At 65.1% G+C, this 16022-nt stretch carries 17 protein-coding genes; 10 read left to right on the top strand and 7 right to left on the bottom strand.

Going from position 1 to position 16022, the window contains the following annotated elements; genetic code table 11:
• The first annotated feature begins 91 nt into the window (after nucleotides 1–91).
• Both ACIQWG_RS40045 and ACIQWG_RS40040 read left to right on the top strand, forming a co-directional pair.
• A complete protein-coding gene (locus ACIQWG_RS40045; RefSeq protein WP_404105862.1) occupies nucleotides 92–1408 on the top strand; it encodes a S8 family serine peptidase in 1317 nt (438 codons plus the stop codon).
• A gap of 382 nt (nucleotides 1409–1790) precedes the next feature.
• The gene (locus ACIQWG_RS40040; RefSeq protein WP_404105859.1) at nucleotides 1791–2099 is read left to right on the top strand and encodes a hypothetical protein; all 309 of its coding nucleotides are present in this window, start codon (nucleotides 1791–1793) and stop codon (nucleotides 2097–2099) included.
• 672 nt (nucleotides 2100–2771) lie between these two features.
• Here ACIQWG_RS40040 and ACIQWG_RS40035 read toward each other — a convergent pair.
• The 4 genes from ACIQWG_RS40035 to ACIQWG_RS40020 are packed head-to-tail and all read right to left on the bottom strand — an operon-like array spanning nucleotide 2772 to nucleotide 5780.
• Nucleotides 2772–3425 (bottom strand): hypothetical protein, encoded by a 654-nt coding sequence (locus ACIQWG_RS40035; protein WP_404105856.1) that lies wholly within the window; start codon nucleotides 3423–3425, stop codon nucleotides 2772–2774.
• Nucleotides 3426–3463: 38 nt separating this feature from the next.
• On the bottom strand, nucleotides 3464–4168 hold the full coding sequence (locus tag ACIQWG_RS40030; RefSeq protein ID WP_404105853.1) for a hypothetical protein: 705 nt from the start codon (nucleotides 4166–4168) through the stop codon (nucleotides 3464–3466).
• A gap of 35 nt (nucleotides 4169–4203) precedes the next feature.
• Entirely contained in the window at nucleotides 4204–5451 is a 1248-nt protein-coding gene (locus tag ACIQWG_RS40025; protein ID WP_404105850.1) for a putative T7SS-secreted protein, read from the bottom strand.
• Nucleotides 5451–5780 (bottom strand): hypothetical protein, encoded by a 330-nt coding sequence (locus tag ACIQWG_RS40020; RefSeq protein WP_404105847.1) that lies wholly within the window; start codon nucleotides 5778–5780, stop codon nucleotides 5451–5453. Before ACIQWG_RS40020 ends, ACIQWG_RS40025 begins: the two co-directional genes overlap by 1 nt.
• 573 nt (nucleotides 5781–6353) lie before the next feature.
• Here ACIQWG_RS40020 and ACIQWG_RS40015 point away from each other — a divergent pair.
• Nucleotides 6354–7670 carry a hypothetical protein gene (locus ACIQWG_RS40015; RefSeq protein WP_404105844.1) on the top strand — a complete coding sequence of 439 codons (1317 nt, stop codon included), beginning with the start codon at nucleotides 6354–6356 and terminating at the stop codon, nucleotides 7668–7670.
• Nucleotides 7671–7915: 245 nt separating this feature from the next.
• Nucleotides 7916–9178 (top strand): PQQ-binding-like beta-propeller repeat protein, encoded by a 1263-nt coding sequence (locus ACIQWG_RS40010; protein WP_404105841.1) that lies wholly within the window; start codon nucleotides 7916–7918, stop codon nucleotides 9176–9178.
• 58 nt (nucleotides 9179–9236) lie between these two features.
• On the opposite strand, the gene ACIQWG_RS40005 is transcribed toward ACIQWG_RS40010, so the two are convergent.
• Together ACIQWG_RS40005 and ACIQWG_RS40000 are read right to left on the bottom strand one after the other, a co-directional pair.
• A complete protein-coding gene (locus ACIQWG_RS40005) occupies nucleotides 9237–9851 on the bottom strand; it encodes a hypothetical protein (RefSeq protein ID WP_404105838.1) in 615 nt (204 codons plus the stop codon).
• Between the two features lie 36 nt (nucleotides 9852–9887).
• On the bottom strand, nucleotides 9888–10406 hold the full coding sequence (locus ACIQWG_RS40000) for a hypothetical protein (protein ID WP_404105836.1): 519 nt from the start codon (nucleotides 10404–10406) through the stop codon (nucleotides 9888–9890).
• 192 nt (nucleotides 10407–10598) lie between these two features.
• Here ACIQWG_RS40000 and ACIQWG_RS39995 point away from each other — a divergent pair, with 192 nt between their 5' ends.
• The 6 genes from ACIQWG_RS39995 to ACIQWG_RS39970 all read left to right on the top strand — a co-directional run bounded on the left by ACIQWG_RS39995 (nucleotide 10599) and on the right by ACIQWG_RS39970 (nucleotide 14838).
• Nucleotides 10599–10922, top strand: a complete 324-nt coding sequence (locus ACIQWG_RS39995) for a WXG100 family type VII secretion target (protein ID WP_404105833.1) — start codon at nucleotides 10599–10601, stop codon at nucleotides 10920–10922.
• A gap of 20 nt (nucleotides 10923–10942) precedes the next feature.
• Nucleotides 10943–12094: a PE-PGRS family protein gene (locus ACIQWG_RS39990; RefSeq protein WP_404105830.1), complete on the top strand. Its 1152-nt coding sequence runs from the start codon at nucleotides 10943–10945 to the stop codon at nucleotides 12092–12094.
• 311 nt (nucleotides 12095–12405) lie between these two features.
• Nucleotides 12406–12816, top strand: a complete 411-nt coding sequence (locus ACIQWG_RS39985) for a hypothetical protein (protein ID WP_404105827.1) — start codon at nucleotides 12406–12408, stop codon at nucleotides 12814–12816.
• 117 nt (nucleotides 12817–12933) lie between these two features.
• The gene (locus tag ACIQWG_RS39980; RefSeq protein ID WP_404105824.1) at nucleotides 12934–14064 is read left to right on the top strand and encodes a hypothetical protein; all 1131 of its coding nucleotides are present in this window, start codon (nucleotides 12934–12936) and stop codon (nucleotides 14062–14064) included.
• A 21-nt stretch (nucleotides 14065–14085) separates the two neighbouring features.
• The gene (locus ACIQWG_RS39975) at nucleotides 14086–14370 is read left to right on the top strand and encodes a hypothetical protein (RefSeq protein ID WP_404105822.1); all 285 of its coding nucleotides are present in this window, start codon (nucleotides 14086–14088) and stop codon (nucleotides 14368–14370) included.
• A 66-nt stretch (nucleotides 14371–14436) separates the two neighbouring features.
• Nucleotides 14437–14838 (top strand): hypothetical protein, encoded by a 402-nt coding sequence (locus ACIQWG_RS39970; protein ID WP_404105820.1) that lies wholly within the window; start codon nucleotides 14437–14439, stop codon nucleotides 14836–14838.
• A gap of 338 nt (nucleotides 14839–15176) precedes the next feature.
• Here ACIQWG_RS39970 and ACIQWG_RS39965 read toward each other — a convergent pair whose 3' ends face one another.
• Nucleotides 15177–15710: a hypothetical protein gene (locus ACIQWG_RS39965; protein WP_404105817.1), complete on the bottom strand. Its 534-nt coding sequence runs from the start codon at nucleotides 15708–15710 to the stop codon at nucleotides 15177–15179.
• Nucleotides 15711–16022 lie beyond the last annotated feature (312 nt).

The raw sequence follows: 16022 nt of genomic DNA, 5'->3' as shown, positions 1-16022 counted from the left end.
CCGGTCCGCTATGAAGGCTGGCATAGCTGGTCTTAGTTGAGTGAGGAGCAGGAAATTGCGTGTCAAGCGAGTCTGGTCCACGACGGGGGTCGTGGCATTGACAGGAGCCTTGCTCCTCACATCAGCTCCATTGGCGTCAGCCGACGAGGTCAGAGACGCTCAGTGGCCGCTAACGGTGTATGACGCTCAGAAGGTGTGGAAGACGTCCACGGGGGCTGGTGTCACCGTTGCTGTGGTGGACACAGGTGTAGATGCAAGTCACCAGGATCTCACTGGTCAGGTGCTTCCCGGTAAAGACTTCACAGGCGCCGGAGACGCTCACAAGGACACTGTCGGGCATGGCACTTCGATGGCAAGCCTCATTGCTGGACACGGGCATGGTGCAAACAGTTCCGCGGGCGTGATGGGCCTAGCACCTAAGGCAAAAATTCTTCCCGTACGTGTGAATGGGACCAGGGGAACGATTGATGGGAAGATTGATACAGAGGACTGGACCGCTGGTGTTCGCTATGCGGTAGAGCAGGGCGCTTCAGTAATCAACCTATCGCTCGATGACAGTTCGGCTTACCCTGGCTCGAAAGCCGCCGAGGCAATCGAATACGCGCAATCGCACGATGTCGTCGTAGTAGCAGCTGCGGGAAACGATGCAGGTACGGTTAACTATCCGGCCGCTCTCCCCGGTGTGGTAGCCGTCTCCGCCGTGGACAAGGGCCTGAATCCCTGGTCCAGGTCCAACACCGGCAACGTGATCGTCGCAGCGCCAGGAGTGCAAGTCGCGCAGGCTGACCCAACGACCGCCAGTGGTTACGCGGTGGCGGACGGAACGTCCGGATCCACCGCCTATGTCTCAGCGATCGTGGCACTCCTGCGCTCTAAGTACCCCGACCTGACGGCTGGCCAGATCATCAACCGCCTTGTCAAGTCGGCATCGTTCCTGAATAACAAGGGCAGGACGGCACCGGATCAGGAACTCGGCTACGGAATCGCCCGACCGGGCACGGCCTTGACCATGAACATCCCCAAGGGCCCGAAGGAGAACCCCCTGGCCAAGGGCTCGTCGTCCACCTCCACGAACTCCGCCGCCGGCTCCGAGGACAACGAGAGCACCACCCAAGCCAAGAAAAAGAAGAAGTCCTCCTCCGGCGGCGCCCTCGTCATCGTCGGCATCGCAGCCGCAGTACTCGTGATCGGCGGAATCCTCTTCGCAGTACTCCGCAGCCGCCGCAACGGAGGCAACGGCGGCCCCGGCTCCGGTGGCGGAACGCCTCCCCACGGCACGGGCTACCCGCCCCAGCCTCCGACGGGCTACCAGCAGTACCCCAACCAGGGGGGCTACCCTGCACCTCCCGGTCAGGCTCCCCAGCATCCCAACCCGTACGCCCAACAGCCCCCTCACCAAGGGCAGTAGGAGTTACTCCCTTCCCCGCCTCTGAGCTAGTCGCAGGCGTATCCGGGCGATGTCCTGGATACGCCTGTCGCAGAGGTCCAGGTCGGCCCTGGCTCGGTTCGGGTGGCCTCAGGTGCAGCGTCATCCGGTCCCGCTTTCCAAGTCGCCGCGGTGTGAGTGAGTGACCCGGTGGCTTCCGGTTCTCCTCGAACTGGAGCAAAGACTGAAGAGGCCGTGGACTGGGGGCTGCCGGACCCAGATTCTCAACCCGCCGCCGCGGAGTGGCCTCAGGCGACACTCCTTGGGAGCCCATGACCATCTAATCGCTATGCAGGTCGGTGTCTGCCTCGTCCGGCCGGCACCTGGCACGGGGCGCGTTCGATGAGAGGGGAAATTCATAACTATGCCAGAGCTTCCCGATATGGGAGACACGATTCCGCGAGAGGGTCCTGGACTAAGTCAGTACTCTTTCTACCGGAATGCGTTGGTCATTTTTGGCGCAGTGTCCCCGTGGATCTTCATTTACGTGTCGACGATAAGGAACCCGGGGCTGCTCTGGCTCCCGGTGCTGAACCTGGTTGGTGCGTATTCGGGGTTCTATGTCATGATCCGCGCCTGGCGGCGAAACCAGACTCGACAGCTGTATCTCGCGCTATCGGGTTCGATTGCTTGCCTGATCGTCAGCACAACGCTCTTCGGGTTGCTCAACTGAAGTCAAGGGCTCTGGCTCGTCACCGCGCCGAGGTTTCCGCTGACGCCAATTCGTGTTCCCCCAGTGGGTGAACACGCTAGAAATCCCCGCGCCGCTGACTATCATCTCGACCCCGCGAACGCACAACTGTTAGACGTCAAGAAGGAGAGGTAACTGTCGAAATGGGTGTCATTGCCCTGGTGGTTGGTGTCATCGGCCTAGGAGCCGTGGTTGGTGGAGTTGTCGTCTTCGCTGTACTGCGTAGGCGTCGTAACCCCAACACGAGCCCCCTCGGCCCCGGCGCCGGAACGAACCCTCAGAACTGGGGATACCACCCTCAGCAGTCGCAGTCGGGTTATCCGAACGCCCACCAGCCTTACCCGTCAAGTGCCAACTACGGGTACCCTGCTGGCGCTGGTCAGCATCCGCAGCAGCAGAACCCCTACAACCAGCAGCCGCCGCAGTAGGTCCGGTAGACCAGTAGGGCTCGTAGCGGGTCTTCTTGCATCCACCGATGTGCGTACGTGTCATCCGTGGACGATGGCCGCGCAGGTTAGTCATGGGCCGGAAGAATCGAAGGCCACAGACGTACCAGCACGGATCCGGTCAGGACCTATCCCCGCTCATGCAGGAACAGCACGCGCGGACCAGGGTCAGCAGGGCGGGCGGAGTGTTGAAACGCCGTGGCGTTTACTAGATGACCCTTCCGGTGAGGCCGGCATCCTGGGCCTTGGCGACGCGGTCCTGGGGCGCACTACTACGGTCCTGCGCGGTCGCTTCCCAGTCCTCTGGCTGCATGAGGAAGAACGATCCGGAGTTGGGCACGTACCCGACAGCGCCGAAGGGCAGGTCGCCTGCGACGTACACGCCGTTCTCGATGCCTTCGGGCCAGGGGCTGCGCCAGAAGGCGCGAGGCGGCACCGGTTCCACTCGCATCAGTGGGGACTCCTCGTTCCTCGCACTGTGCAACCTAAGCGTCATCTTCTTCGGACGGCCCTTGGTTGCTTGGGCAGCATCCACCTTGGTGATCGCAGGCCAGAACTCCTCGAAGGAATACTGGTCGAGCGTCTTTCGGCAACTGCGTGTGACGACGACGGCGACCGGAATGCTGCGAAGTGTCGAGAGCAGGCCCATGATGCCGACGAAGACACATGGCCCCATGATGATGAAGATCCAGGTCACGCCGGCGCGAGTGAGATCCGCACCCAGGGATACGCCCCCGAACGCCATGATTGCGAAGATCCCGCCCTTGCGGATACTGGTCCACCACATTCGGCGGGTCAGCGTCCGTCGTAGCGCGGCCGTATCCAGTGTTCTTACTGCCTGCGCATCTTGAGTGTTGTCCATCACTAATCCTCCTGAAGTCCGCCCCAGTCAGGCTGGCGCTATCCGAAGTCGCTTCGTATGGCAGCAGCAGCGCCATCCTCCGCCCTCGACTCCTGCCCATCGTTATCGGCCGCTGCCCGAGCGGGATCAGTGAAGGTCAAGGTGCGGGAGATGCCGAGCAGTATGTCCCGGTAGGCGTCGGCGGAGTCGAGGTCCGGTGTCACCATCTGGAGAATGATGAGTTCCGGCGTGCTCGGAGCCGCGATCGCCACAGTGCCTTGCCAGATGTGGCTCGGAGCCACGACTCCGGCTTCTGGTTGCCGCGAGGAGCGCGGAGCGGGTGAGCGACGCTCGGAGAGAAAACCGACGCCGCACGGCAGCTCCAGCGGGCGCGTACCTTCGTCTCGGCTGTCCGCGGCACTACCCGCGAGCCCAGCGACGACGAGCTTGGCGCTGCCTCCCGGGGTGGGCAGGGTCGACACTGTGAAGACCGATGTTGTGAAACCACCGGAGTCATCGGGATGGACGCCGAGCGCGCATTGCTGTACCCGATTGCTGTTCAGCTGGGTGACGATGCCTGCGTACAGGCGCAGGGCCCGGTCAGCCTCTTCTCTTTCCTCTTCCGGCAAGCCGCGGAGCTGGTTGACGACTTCCATAAGGCGTTCGGCCGGCGGATTGAGATCCAGGGACACGTAGCCGATCGGCATTCCGTACCAGAAGGACGGCTTGGGCGTGTTGCGCGGTGCCGTGGTCGGGTCGCTCATGGGTGATGCTGTGTTTCCGTTCTCGCTGTGGCTGGTCACACCAGGCCCAGCAATCCGGCGATGCCGTGCGCTGTCGCGGCGGCCTTGGTCCCCTCGGCTGTGTTGTGCTCGGAGCCGTCCTTCTCCACTGCACCCAGGCTCTCGGACGAGGAGATGACGTTCGCGGCGACGTTGAGGCCGTTGACGTGAATGTCCGCCATCAGCAGAGCGGAGCCCTTGGTGGAGGCACCTGCGGCACTCCATGCGGCGTTGGCGTCGTCCAGTGCTGAACGGCCGATGCCCAGAAGGCCACCCTTCGCACCGGCCCAGGTCTTCGAAGCGAGGTTGGCGCCGTCGGCCGCGCTCTCGAAGCCTTCCTTCGCGGCGAGGCCCAATGCCTTGCCACCCGGAATCATGCCGACCGCGTCGCCGGCGAGAGAGGCATAGGCAGAGAAGATCTCCATCTTGCTGCCCTGGAACATCAGATTCTGGCGGAAGCCCTCGTCATAGATCACGTTCTTGCCCATGGATACCGCGCTGGCAACGAGCGCGATAGGCGCCATGAAGGGCGCCAGCGGAGGAAAGAGCGCGAGCAGCCCGGCAATCGCGCCGATGGTGCCCGCATGCTCCGCCAGAAACTCGCCGACCGACAGGAGAACGTCGCCGACCTTGTCCCAGAAGCCCGGCTCGTCCGGGGCGTCCTTCGTCGCGCCGTCCAGTGCCTTGGCAATGGTCTCTGCCTCGCTGGTGTGCTCGACCTCCAGCTCCTTGACCTTGCGGTCGAGCGACTCGTACTCACTGTTGGCCTTGGTGACGGCCACGCTCGCCTCGTTCAAGTCCCGCTCGGCGGCACGCAGTCGAGTGGTCGCGGCGTCGGCCTCTTCCTGCGAGGGGAAGGTCTGGTCGGCGAGCTTCAGGTCCGGGTGCCGGGCGGCTTGGTCGTAGGCGCCCTTGGCCTTCTCGGCCGCGGCTTGCTTCTCGGCCATCGCGGCGTCGTACTTCTTCGCCAACTCCCGGTTGGAGGTGAGGTGCCCGTCCCACCTGTGCAGATGGGTCGCTGCACTGCGCAGAGAGGAGGCGGCGTCCTTGATGTACTTCGTCAGGTCGCCTTCGATGGACTCGCGGAACTTGTCCGCCGCGTCGCCCTCCCAGTAGCTGCTCTCGCCGGTGAGCTTCGTCAGCTGACGATGTGTGTTCTCCAGCGCTGTCGCCGCCGCGGCCACCTTCTGCTGGAGCTTTGTGACCTCGGCGGGGATGCCCGGTACGGGGTTCCACCCGATGTTGGGGTACGGGTTTGCGGCCACTACTTACCGCCCCCGTTGCCACCCGACGTGCTCTTTTCCGCGATCTGCTTGAGGGCCTTCTCCAAGGCTTCCTCCACCTCTTCGTAGCCCTTCTTGTTGGACTTCACGCCCTCTTTGATCGCGTCGATCATTTCCTTGGTCTTGTCGGACCCGTACTTCCACTCCGCCTGGAACTTGTCACAGGCCTCGTCGAGCCGGGCGGTCCCGATCTGGTCGGCTCGCACGTGATCGAGAGCGGTTCGCGCTTCGTTGAGCTCGTCGACGCATCTCTCGAGATTCGTCAGGAACTGCTCGAGTTGCCCGATGTCCGTCTTGAAGTGGTCCCCCATGGGCCGGTCTCTCCCCGGTCGGCTCTGGACGCAACGGGCCCAGGTGATTCAGCTGATCACCCAGGCCTTTCCAGCACCATACACGCACTGATCTCCCTGCCTCAGGGTGGCTCTGGACCGGGGTTGTCCCGGGGGAGAACCGGCACCTCCCAGCGTCTGAGTGTGTGCGAGCGACCCTTTCCACCTTCCGGTCACAGTTCCTGCACGGGAGCCCCACGACGTCAGCCGCGGCCGCCTTGGCGTAGGTCATAGGGTGTTGCGTGACTTAGGGGGAGAGTGAATCGGGCAGTGTGAGTGCCGCTCAAAGAGCCTGCACACCTTGCCCATTGAGGCCTGGGTAACTCACCCAGGCCTCTGCCGCGTGCGGTCGGCCGCATTCTGCCCATCGGGATTTCCGCGTGAGAGGTTGTCATGTCCTATTCGACGCCACCAGGAGGGCCAGGTAATGCCGGCCCGTACGGGGCACCGGCCCAGCCGCAAGGGTGGTACGCGCCACCACCGCCCCCTCCTGACAACTCCGGTGAGGGCAAGGGGCTGAAGCGCGTCGTCATCGGTCTGCTGGTCCTCGCCGTGGTGGCCGTCTTCGCGGTCGGTGGACTTGCTCTCTACAACGCCAGCGGCGGCGGCTCGCTGCCGGGTGCCCAGGGCGGTGGCGACGACGAACAGCAGATCCTGAGTTCCGACGAGATCGACACGTTGCTCAACGGCCGTACGAACGCCTTGAAGAGTGGCGACGAGAACGAGTTCCTGGAGCCCTTCGTCGGCGCCGCGAAGGACGAGCAGCGCAAGATCTTCAAGAACCTCCGGAAGGTCCCCTTCGCGGAGAGCAAGTACATGGTTCTCAAGCAGACGGGTGACGGCTCGGACGAGTACGGCTCCGACGTGAAGCTCACGCTGGACGTCGCCTTCGTGCATCAGATCAAGGGCGTTGACGTCCGTCCGGTCTCCGAGTGGTACCGCTGGACGGTGGAGAAGGAGTCGGAGTCCGCCGAGCCGCGGATCAGCGAGGTGGGTGGATCGCCGGGAGCCAGTGCCTTGGCCAACGCGGTCTACTATCCGGCACCTTGGGACCTCTACGACGACATGTACGTCAAGCGGCAGGCGCACACCATCACGATCTCGGCCAAGAAGAACGCCGCCGACGCCGATCGCTTCGCACCCATCGTGGAGGACAGTGCGAAGCAGGACCTTCAGCTCTGGGAGGCGAACACGTCCTCGGTTGCCAACACGCCCGAAGGCTTCCTCGTGGTCCTGGAACCGGAGCGCAAGACGTACACCAAGCTGTACAACAACGACGGCAGCGACCTGGGGTGGGACGCCGGAGAGAGCGTCCCCATGCCTGCCTTCAACGCTGGCTACAGCGGAGATGAGGACGCGCTCCAGTACGGCGGCGCGCGTATCAAGATGGATACGTCCACGAGCCGTTTCACCTCGTCCGCTTGGCGGGCGGGTGTCGGGGAAATCAGCCGGCACGAAATAGCGCACGCTCTGATTCAGCCACAGGACCCTGGTGCATACGGCAACGACGAGGAGACCAGCATTCGGGCCTGGGCTGTCGAGGGATTCGCCGAGTACGTGTCCCACCGATTCAACCGGTCCCAGGGCGAGGAGCGGATTCGAGGGGGTCTCGCCGGTCAGGAGTTCGACGGCCAGCTGCCCGGTCAAGATTTCGAAGCCAAGTATGACTCGGTCAGCACGAACTACGCCTTGAGCTATCTGGCGATGCGGTACATCGCGGAGAAGGGTGGCGAGCCGGCGTTCTTCCAGTTCGCCGTGGATCACTACCGGCAGCCCAGGAACCTCGATCAGCAGCTGCAAAAGGCAGTCGGCATGAATGAGGACGAATTCGAGACCGCGTGGGCCCAGTACGTCAGGAGCAACAGCCGATGAGCGCCAACGGACCCGTGCCGGGCACCGGCCCCTACGGGCAGCAGCCCCCTCCGCCGCACCAACCTCCGATGCCGCCCCAGCAGGGACACCTGCCGCCGCAGGGATACGGCTACCCACAGCACCCGGTACCTCCGCAGTATCCGATGGCTCCGCAACCGGGCTACGGCCAGCCGGGCCAGCCGTCGCACTTTCCTGGTGGGCCCGGTCCGTCTCCGCAGCCTCGGAAGAAGAAGACCGGACTGATCGTGCTGCTCGTCGTGGCGCTCGTCGTGCTGGCCGGTGCGGGAGGAGCCGCTTGGTACCTGGTCGTCGGCTCGGGCACCAAGCCGTTGTGGAGCGTGCCGTCGAAGTCGGAATGGGGTCTCGGCGAGCAGGAAGTGGACGGCACATGGTTCACCGACAAGGCTGTGATCCAGACCTTGTCCGGTGGCGTGAAGGCCTATGACCGCGAGACGGGACGGAAGTTGTGGGCCACCCCCCTTCCCGGCGCGGGCAACCAGGCCTGCGTCGCGCCATCCGTCTCCGACGGCGGAGTCGGAGTCGTCGCCTACGGTGCCTCGGGCATGGCGGGAGCCAACGGCCAGTGCGATCACGTCGCGGCTTACGACCTGAACTCCGGCAAGGAGTTGTGGCACAGGGGCTTCAAGATCAAGGACGAGTTCAAGACGGGGACGAAGCTGGCCCTGGCGCGTACGGGCGAGACGGTCGTGATCACCACCGACCGGGAGCAGATGGCGCTGAAGGTGGCTGACGGCGCAACGGCCTGGGATGTGAAGAAGGTTGTGCCGAGTGCTTGCGAGAGCGGCACGTACACCGGCGGCAAGAACCTGATCCGCACTACTTCCTGCCTCGAGGGAGACGAATTCGAGGGGAAGCGCTGGACCGAGGCGTCGCTCGTCGATCCGGCCACCGGGAAGCCGGAGTGGACGAAGCGATTCGGCGAGGCTGAAGCCGAGATCGCGCTGTCGACCTCTCCGGTCGTGCTCAGCGGCGAGTCGAAGGGCGTGTTCGCGCTCGATGAGACGTCCGGTGAGCGCCGCGGCGACTTTCCGCAGATGGCGGAGAAGTACTACCTCCTCCCGGAGGAGAACGGCAGCCCGATGCGCCAGGCCGCGGGCGTAGGAAACGTGTTTCTCATGGGGATGGGCGAGAAGGAGAGCACGGAGGGGGAGTCGAAGACGCTCGTTGCCTTTGACCTGGACACCGGCAAGGAGCTTTGGAAGGCACCGGCTTCCAACACCATTGAGTACATTCCCTTGCGGGACACGGGCAGCGATCGGCTGCTGGCGTACGTCACCGACGGCGGCGAGAAGCCGAAACTGGTGGAGTTCGCTCCCAAGGACGGCGCGATGACGACGGTCGCCGAGTATCCCGAGGACGTGGACAAGAACATGGGTGCAGGCGCCTGGCCGTTCTGGCACAAGGGAGTCCTGTACGTCACCTCGGTCGGCGCGAGTCTCAACAGTGACTCCTATGCTCTCGTGGCGTTGCCCACGAACGTTTCATAGCTGCCGGCTCTGCGGCTGAACAGACCGTCGTGGTCCGCTCAGCCGCAGAGCACCGCCATCACAGAAAGAACATCACGGCGAGGCTGATCGCAAAGCCGATCACACCCGCCGCCATCAGTGTGTAGACGGCACCGATCAGGCCCTGCCCCGCCCTCTGCCGGGCACGCTGGAAGTCGGTCACCCCTCCGAGGGCGAACCCCGTAGCCGTGCAGAGGAGGCCAATGGCGAGGGGGATCAGGGCGGCGAACCACCAAACGCAGCCAATCGCAATCGCACCACCCCACCCATGATCCTGCTGATAGGACGCGTCACCTGTCCTGAGGGCCTCGATGACCTCCCCGCGCTGATGCAGGGCATCGCTCTTGAGCTCGGCGTTGACGTCCTTGGCTGAATCGTCGCTCGCGGTGAAGGTGCCGTAGCACCACTTGGTCTTGGTCTTCTTGCGCGAACTGTTCGATGTGCCCGAGCGGTACTTGTAGTCGACCGTGCAGGTGTCCACCGTGAGCTTGCCGGGGATGGACGCGGCGTAGGAGTAGGGACCGAGGTAGGCGCCCAGGGCCAGGAGGACCACGCCTGCGAGGAGCAGACCTACGCCCATCAGGCGGCCGAGGCCGCTTGTGCCCCCTGTCGGCGTGGCCGTGGTTGTCGCGGGGGTCCCGTGTACTTGTGCCATGGGTGGTGATGACTCCTCAGAGTGCGGATACGGGCATCACAGGGCGACGGCGCACACGAGTGCCGTAAGGACGCCCACGGTGAAGAGGCCGGCTACCAGCGGGCCGGTGATGGTCGAGGCCGGCAGGGAATTCCAGGAGGCCGTGAAACCAGGGCTGTTGCGGGAGCCGAAGCCGGTGAGGAGGCAGAAGATGCCACATGCCAGGACGGACGAACACAGCGCCAGGATCGCGGCATCCTCCCCCGGCTCCCGATTCTGCGGCTGCTCGAAAGCATCCCCTACTTGCACCACGGGAATTTTCGACCCGGTTTCGAAACGCGCCGAAGTGTCCACTTCTATGCTTCGGTAAGAGTTTCCGCCAGGCCGGGCCGTCCAGCTTCCGGTGCAGCTGAACTTGAGTTCGGTCGAGCGTCTGCCCGTGCCGTAATGGGTCGTCGTGTGGGTCTCGCATGAAGAAACCGTGAGGGTTCCTGTCGTGCCGTCACCGGCGAGTTCGCTGCGGAGTTCAGGAATCGTCACGATGGCGATGGTGGTGGCCGCGACAAGCAGTCCCAAGCCGATGAGTCTGCCCCGCCATAGGCTCTCTGAGCTGCTGTAACGCGGCTGTGGTGGCGCCACTTGGGGGTCCCTTGGATATCTTGACGATCTCTTGACCGATGGGGTTTCGGGGGTGTGCTCGAGGAGTCTAAGCTATCGGCCTGTCGTGCAATATGACGTGCTGTAAAGGGAGTTCGGGGGAGAGCGGCAATGTTCGACGCCTTTGGTGTGGACACGGACGTACTACGGCAGCAGGGGCAGCGGTTCGCCCATCTCGGAGGCGATTTCGCGAGCGCCTCCAAGCGCCTTCGGAGCGATCTCGAAGGGATTGGCGAGCCGTGGGCGGACGCCGATTTCGGGGAAATCTTCGGCGAGATCTACACACCGGTTCGCGACGGAATCATCACGTCGATGGACAGCCTGGCGGAACGACTCGAGCAGATCGGACACAACCTGCGGGACAACGCTCGTGACTACGACGCCTCCGAGGCGTCGAACAGCGGGCTGCTGGGCGGCATCGCCGGTCGACTCTAAGCGAATTCGGGGTTATCGGTATGTCGCTCACACTGCCCGGCGAACTGGTCTGGGTGCTCGACCTCCTCGGTTACAACTGGCCCGAGGCCGACGAAGAGGCGCTGCACCAGGTCGCCGAGACCTGGCGGAGTTTCGGCGCGGAGCTGGAGAAGATCGAGTCGCAGGGCGAAGGCTTCGCCCGCACCGTCGTCTCCGCCAACTTCGGTACTGCGATCGAGGGTTTCAGCAAGGACTGGGGCGCCTACACGGGCGCGAACGGCGAGGACAGTTACCTCCCGGACGCGAAGACCGCCTGCGACGTGATCGCCCTCGCCTTCGACGTGGCCGCGATCGCGGTCCTCACGGCGAAACTCTCCGTGATCGCCCAGCTCATCGCCCTTGCCATCGAGATCATCGCGGCCCAGGCCGCCGCACCCTTCACCTTCGGGCTGTCCGAGGTCGGCGCGTTGGGCGCGACGCAGGCCGCTCGGCTGATCGTCCGGGAACTGCTGGACAGGCTCAAGAAGGAGGTCATGGAGGCGATCACCAAGGCCATGGAGCACGCCACCATGGACGCCCTCAAGAAGGTCGCCAAGAAGGTGGTCAAGGACCAGGTCAAGCAGTTCGTCCAGGAGAAGGTGGTCGACGCCGCCAAGGACAAGGCGCGTGAGGCGGCCGTCGGTGTGGCCCAGAACATCGGTCAGCAGGGCATCGAGTCGTACTTCGACGCACGGTCCGGCATCGACTTCGGCGAGACGGCGGGCGTCGCCAAGACGGCGGCGGGTGAGTATCTGGACGGTCTCAAGAACGAGGTCACTGGTGGTGAGGGGTCCTCGCTCGCCGGCTACGCGGATCCGAACACGTACGTGGATCACGCGAAGGAGACCGTGACGAGCAGGGTCGGGGATCGCGTACAACAAGGGGTCGACGGGCTGGTCGGGCATGGATCAGGCGCCGGTGACGGGCGAGCAGCCGACTCGGGTACTGCCGCTGCCTCCGAGGCGGAATCCCCCGGTTCCGCCCGCGCCTCGGACACCGCCCGCACGGCCGATCCAGGGGCGACAGTAACGCCCACGACACGCTCGGGCCCGCGCTCGCCCGTTTCATCGGCTTCATCGGCTTCATCGGCTTCATCGGGTTCAGCGGCTTCATCGGCTCACTCGGACGACTGGGCTCGTAACGAGTTCGGGTGACGCTGTCGCCGTTCCTTCCGATCGCCTCCGCGAGCTCCCTCCGAGGAGCTGTGCCGCGGCAGGCGTACGGCGCAGTGGGCTGTTTCTTCGATATGGAGGGATTGGCGCGCTATCTGCTGAATTCTCTCCCTGGAGCGCCATTCTCCTCGGAACCTTCACGCCCACTCGCCTCCTGCTCAATTCACAAGAGAGCAGGGACGATACGGCTTCTCCACACGTTTCCCTCGCCGGCCGTGTGTTGAAGCGTTCGCGCGTGCGTTGGTAGGTTCACGCCGGTCGAGACCCACCGAACCTCCCAATGAGGTAATCCCTTGGACAGCGCCGCCAACAGTTCGGACAAGCGCGTAGACGACTCCGAGTTCCTGGAGATGACCCAGCAGGACGCGGCCCAGGCCAAGGTGCTGCGCCAGTCGCTGGAACATCTCGCCTCAGGGCTGGGTGGTCCGGCGTTGAAGGAGATGGCCCAGGAGGTTCTCTCCGGTCGCATGGGGCTGCGTGAGGCGGCCGACGTGTCCGCCTACGCCGAGGAAGCCGTGACCCAGTCGGCTCCGCTCGCCGAGAAGTGGGCCGCCATGTCCGACAGCGAGCGTGAGGCGCTCGCCGCGGACGGGGAGCGCCGACTCGAGGAACAGCGACGGCAGCTCGACGAGGAGCGTCGCGCCGAGTCCGAGAACCGGTCCGGCCCGTCCAGGCACGACGGGCGTGGCTGGTCCTTGTACTGAGGCACACGCGTGCCGGCCGCTGAGCTGTCGTGAGCCGTGGCGTGGGGCCGGTCGAATGCCGCGGTATGCCGCGGTCGATGCGGCGGCCGTTGATCCGAAGCAGGCAATGGGGGAGATGTGAACTTTCGTGTAGAACCCGGCGCGATCGACGGCTTCTCGAAGCTCGTGGGGCGTGCCGCGGACGGCAGTGCGCAGGCGGTCTCGTACACCGGCAATCACGCCCAGATCGACAAGTCCGCGGGCGGAGAGGCCTGGGACCTCGTCGCGGGTGACCACGACAAGTACGTCACCGAGGCCAAGAAGGCCCTGGACAAGGTCAAGGGGCTTCTGGAGGCGTCCGAGAAGGAGCTGACCGGCACCGCCAAGTACTACCGGGAGACCGACAGCGGCGAGGCGGCCAAGCTCGACGCCACCTACCCGGGTTCCAAGGTGTCGGGCGGCGGTTCCGGCGGGGACCCGCAGGACTTCTCCGACGCCAGTGACGCCGTGGACGTGCTGAAGCCGCCGGGCGATCCCACCAACCCCATTGTCAAGTACGCGTCCGGTCACGCGGACGAGTACCAGATGAACCCCGTGCAGAAGACGCTGGGCAGCTTCCTCGACCTGGGCAGCCCCTCGGCGATGGCCGTGGAGGCGTCCAAGCTGCTCTTCGACTTCGACCCCTTCGCCGAGGTGACGAACTGGGTGTTCGGGGACTGGAACAAGTACAACGACTGCTCGGACGTATGGGGCAATCTCGCGTCCTTCTGCGACGCCGTCTCCGCCAATGTGCGCAAGGGCAGTCAGAACGTCGGCCTGAGCTGGGACGGCAACGCCGCGAACGCCGCGACCGTGTACTTCGAGGAGTTCACCAAGAAACTCGAGGAGATCAAGGAGACCTTCAAGTCTCTCCAGAGCTGCTACGCGCAGGCGGCGCAGATGGCGTTCCAGTTCGCGGAATTCCTCAAGTCGTTCCTGGTGATGTTCTGCGATCTGCTCGTCATCTGGCTGGTGAACCTGCTCGCGGCGCAGGCCGTGAACGCGATCCCGGTCGGCGGGCAGGCCGCGTCGATCGCCATGTTCGCGCTGGCCGCGGCGCAGGCCATCCGGCTCATGCAGATGTGGGCCGAGGCAGCCAAGGCGTTCGACACGTTCGCGTCGGCGCTGGCCGCCCTCGGCGTGGTCATGTCGGCGGCCGTGAACGGGTTCTCGGCGGCGGACGGTTTTCCGCAGGTGGGTACAGGTGGGTACGACCATGCGGCGGTCTGAGCGGAGCGGAGTGGCCAGGTCATGAGTTTCTTCGGTGGGGCTGACGGTCTCGAGCTCTTCCTCTCGCGCTCCCGCATGCTGAGCGTCAGCTCGGTGCCGGTCTGCTTGGCCGCCATGGTCTTCTTCATCACGGAAGAGGGCTGGCACTACAGCCTCCTGCTGTGCGCCGTCCTGCCGCTGATCGCGGCGTACTTGGGGGTCCGGGGCAAGCAGGAGATCCGCGCCGGGATGGCGGCGTCGGCGCTCGCCCTGGCCGTCGGCACGCTGCCGCTGACATTCGTACTGGCATCACTCGAGGGCGCGTAGCGCTGTCCGTACGGCCGCTGGGGCGGCCGTGAGGTCGTGGGGCCGTGACCGATAGGCTCCACTGCCATGACTACGGGTTACGGTGACGCGGAGGACAGGCCGGACGAGACACGGGGAGCCCACGGAGGGCCGCGGTCTTCGGTGGCGCCCCAGGAGGAGTTGCGGGCTCAGTTCCAGACGCAGGGACAGCCGGAGCTCGCGGAGAGCCGGCAGCGTGATGTGCGGAAGGCGCGCGGTGCCTACGCCGCGTTCGCCGGGCTGGTCGCCGTCGTCTGCCTGGTCCTCGGAGTCGTACGCCTGGGTCAGGGCGACGCGTTGGGTGTCTGGGTCGGCACGTATGCCATGGGTTTCGTCCTCGGCGGCTGGGGCTTTGTGCTCGCGCGGATCGGTCACACGCGGTGGGCGATGATGGTCGCCTGTATCGGGGCCGCGCTGGCGGGACTTGGCGACAGTCCTGCGTTCCGGTGAGGCGGGGCGGGTTGCTTCGGGAGTGGTCCGGCCGTGATCGGTTCGGTCGCTACTTGATCTGTCCGGGCCGGGGCTGGTTCGGGTCGCTACTTGATCTAAACGGGCCGGGGCTGGTTCGGGTCGTGATCCGTACGAGCCGGGCCCGGCACGGGCAGTGACTGGTTTCCGGCTGCGGCCGGGAGCCCGGCGGTCGGAACTTTCCGGATGACCGGAGCCGATCGCGCCGTAGGGACCGAATCAGGTGACCGGCCGGGCACCAGGCCGGAGCCCGGGACCGACCGCACCCGATGGCACGCACGCACGTCACAGAATGATGGTGCGTCAGGCCTGTTGGCACGTCACGCCTGGCGACGGCTCCGGCCGATCAGATACGCCAGTCCCCACGCGGCTGCCGCTGCGAGCAGGAGCCCGAGCGGGGAGAACCAGTCGACCCCGCCTTCCGTTTCGTTGTTCCACCAGGCCTTGGCCGGGATGAACGGGTCGAGCTGCATCATGTCGCCGATGGCCGCCGGTGATTGACCGTCGGCGATGATCAGCGGGAAGGCGTTGGTGTAGCCGAAGAAGGCGCCGAGCGCGGCGATCACGGCACCGCTGACGTGGGCGCCGGTGTTGCGGTGCCCCACGAGGCCGATCAGGCAGCCGACTATCGCGCCGTTGATCAGCGCGTGGCCCAGGTAGAACGAGTTGGCCATCGTGACCGTCATGTCCTTGTACGTGGCCAGGATCAGGCCGCTGTACAGCATCGAGACGATGAGCGACGCGAAGAAGCCGAGGAAGACCGCGCCCACCGGATGACCACTGGTGCTCGGCCGCTGCCCGAAGTGCGGCGCCTGGAACGGTGGTGCGCCGTGCATCGGGTACATCGGCTGCATCGGCGGCTGCCCAGGGGTGGCCGGCGGACCGAACCCCGGTGGCTGTTGCGGTGGGGCCGGCTGGGCGTACGGGTTGTTGGGGCTGTACTGGGGCGGCGCGGGCGGTTGCCCTGGCTGGGGCGGCTGCCCCGGCTGCGGTGGTGGCTGGAACGGCGGCGGCTGGAAAGGCGGTTGGCTCATCGAATTCCCACTGAGTGAACAAGTAAGAACAGCAAGTTATCAGTGGGATCGGGAGAGGGGTGTCGGGGCCGGAGGGGGTGGCGTGAAAGGTGTTGAGCGCCAGAAGCAGCAGCCCGGTCCGGCCCGGCTCCG

Origin of the sequence: Streptomyces sp. NPDC098781 (assembly GCF_044759995.1) — a bacterium.
Classification (GTDB): domain Bacteria; phylum Actinomycetota; class Actinomycetes; order Streptomycetales; family Streptomycetaceae; genus Streptomyces.
Note: the sequence above shows the minus strand (reverse complement) of the source record. Positions and strands in the feature narration are given on the sequence as shown.

Coding starts and splice junctions, on each gene's coding strand:
- ACIQWG_RS39990 (WP_404105830.1), top strand. CDS start 10,943: ATGTCGCTCACACTGCCCGGCGAACTGGTCTGGGTGCTCGACCTCCTC.
- ACIQWG_RS40030 (WP_404105853.1), bottom strand. CDS start 4,168: ATGAGCGACCCGACCACGGCACCGCGCAACACGCCCAAGCCGTCCTTC.
- ACIQWG_RS40035 (WP_404105856.1), bottom strand. CDS start 3,425: ATGGACAACACTCAAGATGCGCAGGCAGTAAGAACACTGGATACGGCC.
- ACIQWG_RS39975 (WP_404105822.1), top strand. CDS start 14,086: ATGAGTTTCTTCGGTGGGGCTGACGGTCTCGAGCTCTTCCTCTCGCGC.
- ACIQWG_RS39995 (WP_404105833.1), top strand. CDS start 10,599: ATGTTCGACGCCTTTGGTGTGGACACGGACGTACTACGGCAGCAGGGG.
- ACIQWG_RS40040 (WP_404105859.1), top strand. CDS start 1,791: ATGCCAGAGCTTCCCGATATGGGAGACACGATTCCGCGAGAGGGTCCT.
- ACIQWG_RS39970 (WP_404105820.1), top strand. CDS start 14,437: ATGACTACGGGTTACGGTGACGCGGAGGACAGGCCGGACGAGACACGG.
- ACIQWG_RS39965 (WP_404105817.1), bottom strand. CDS start 15,710: ATGCAGCCGATGTACCCGATGCACGGCGCACCACCGTTCCAGGCGCCG.
- ACIQWG_RS40020 (WP_404105847.1), bottom strand. CDS start 5,780: ATGGGGGACCACTTCAAGACGGACATCGGGCAACTCGAGCAGTTCCTG.
- ACIQWG_RS40005 (WP_404105838.1), bottom strand. CDS start 9,851: ATGGCACAAGTACACGGGACCCCCGCGACAACCACGGCCACGCCGACA.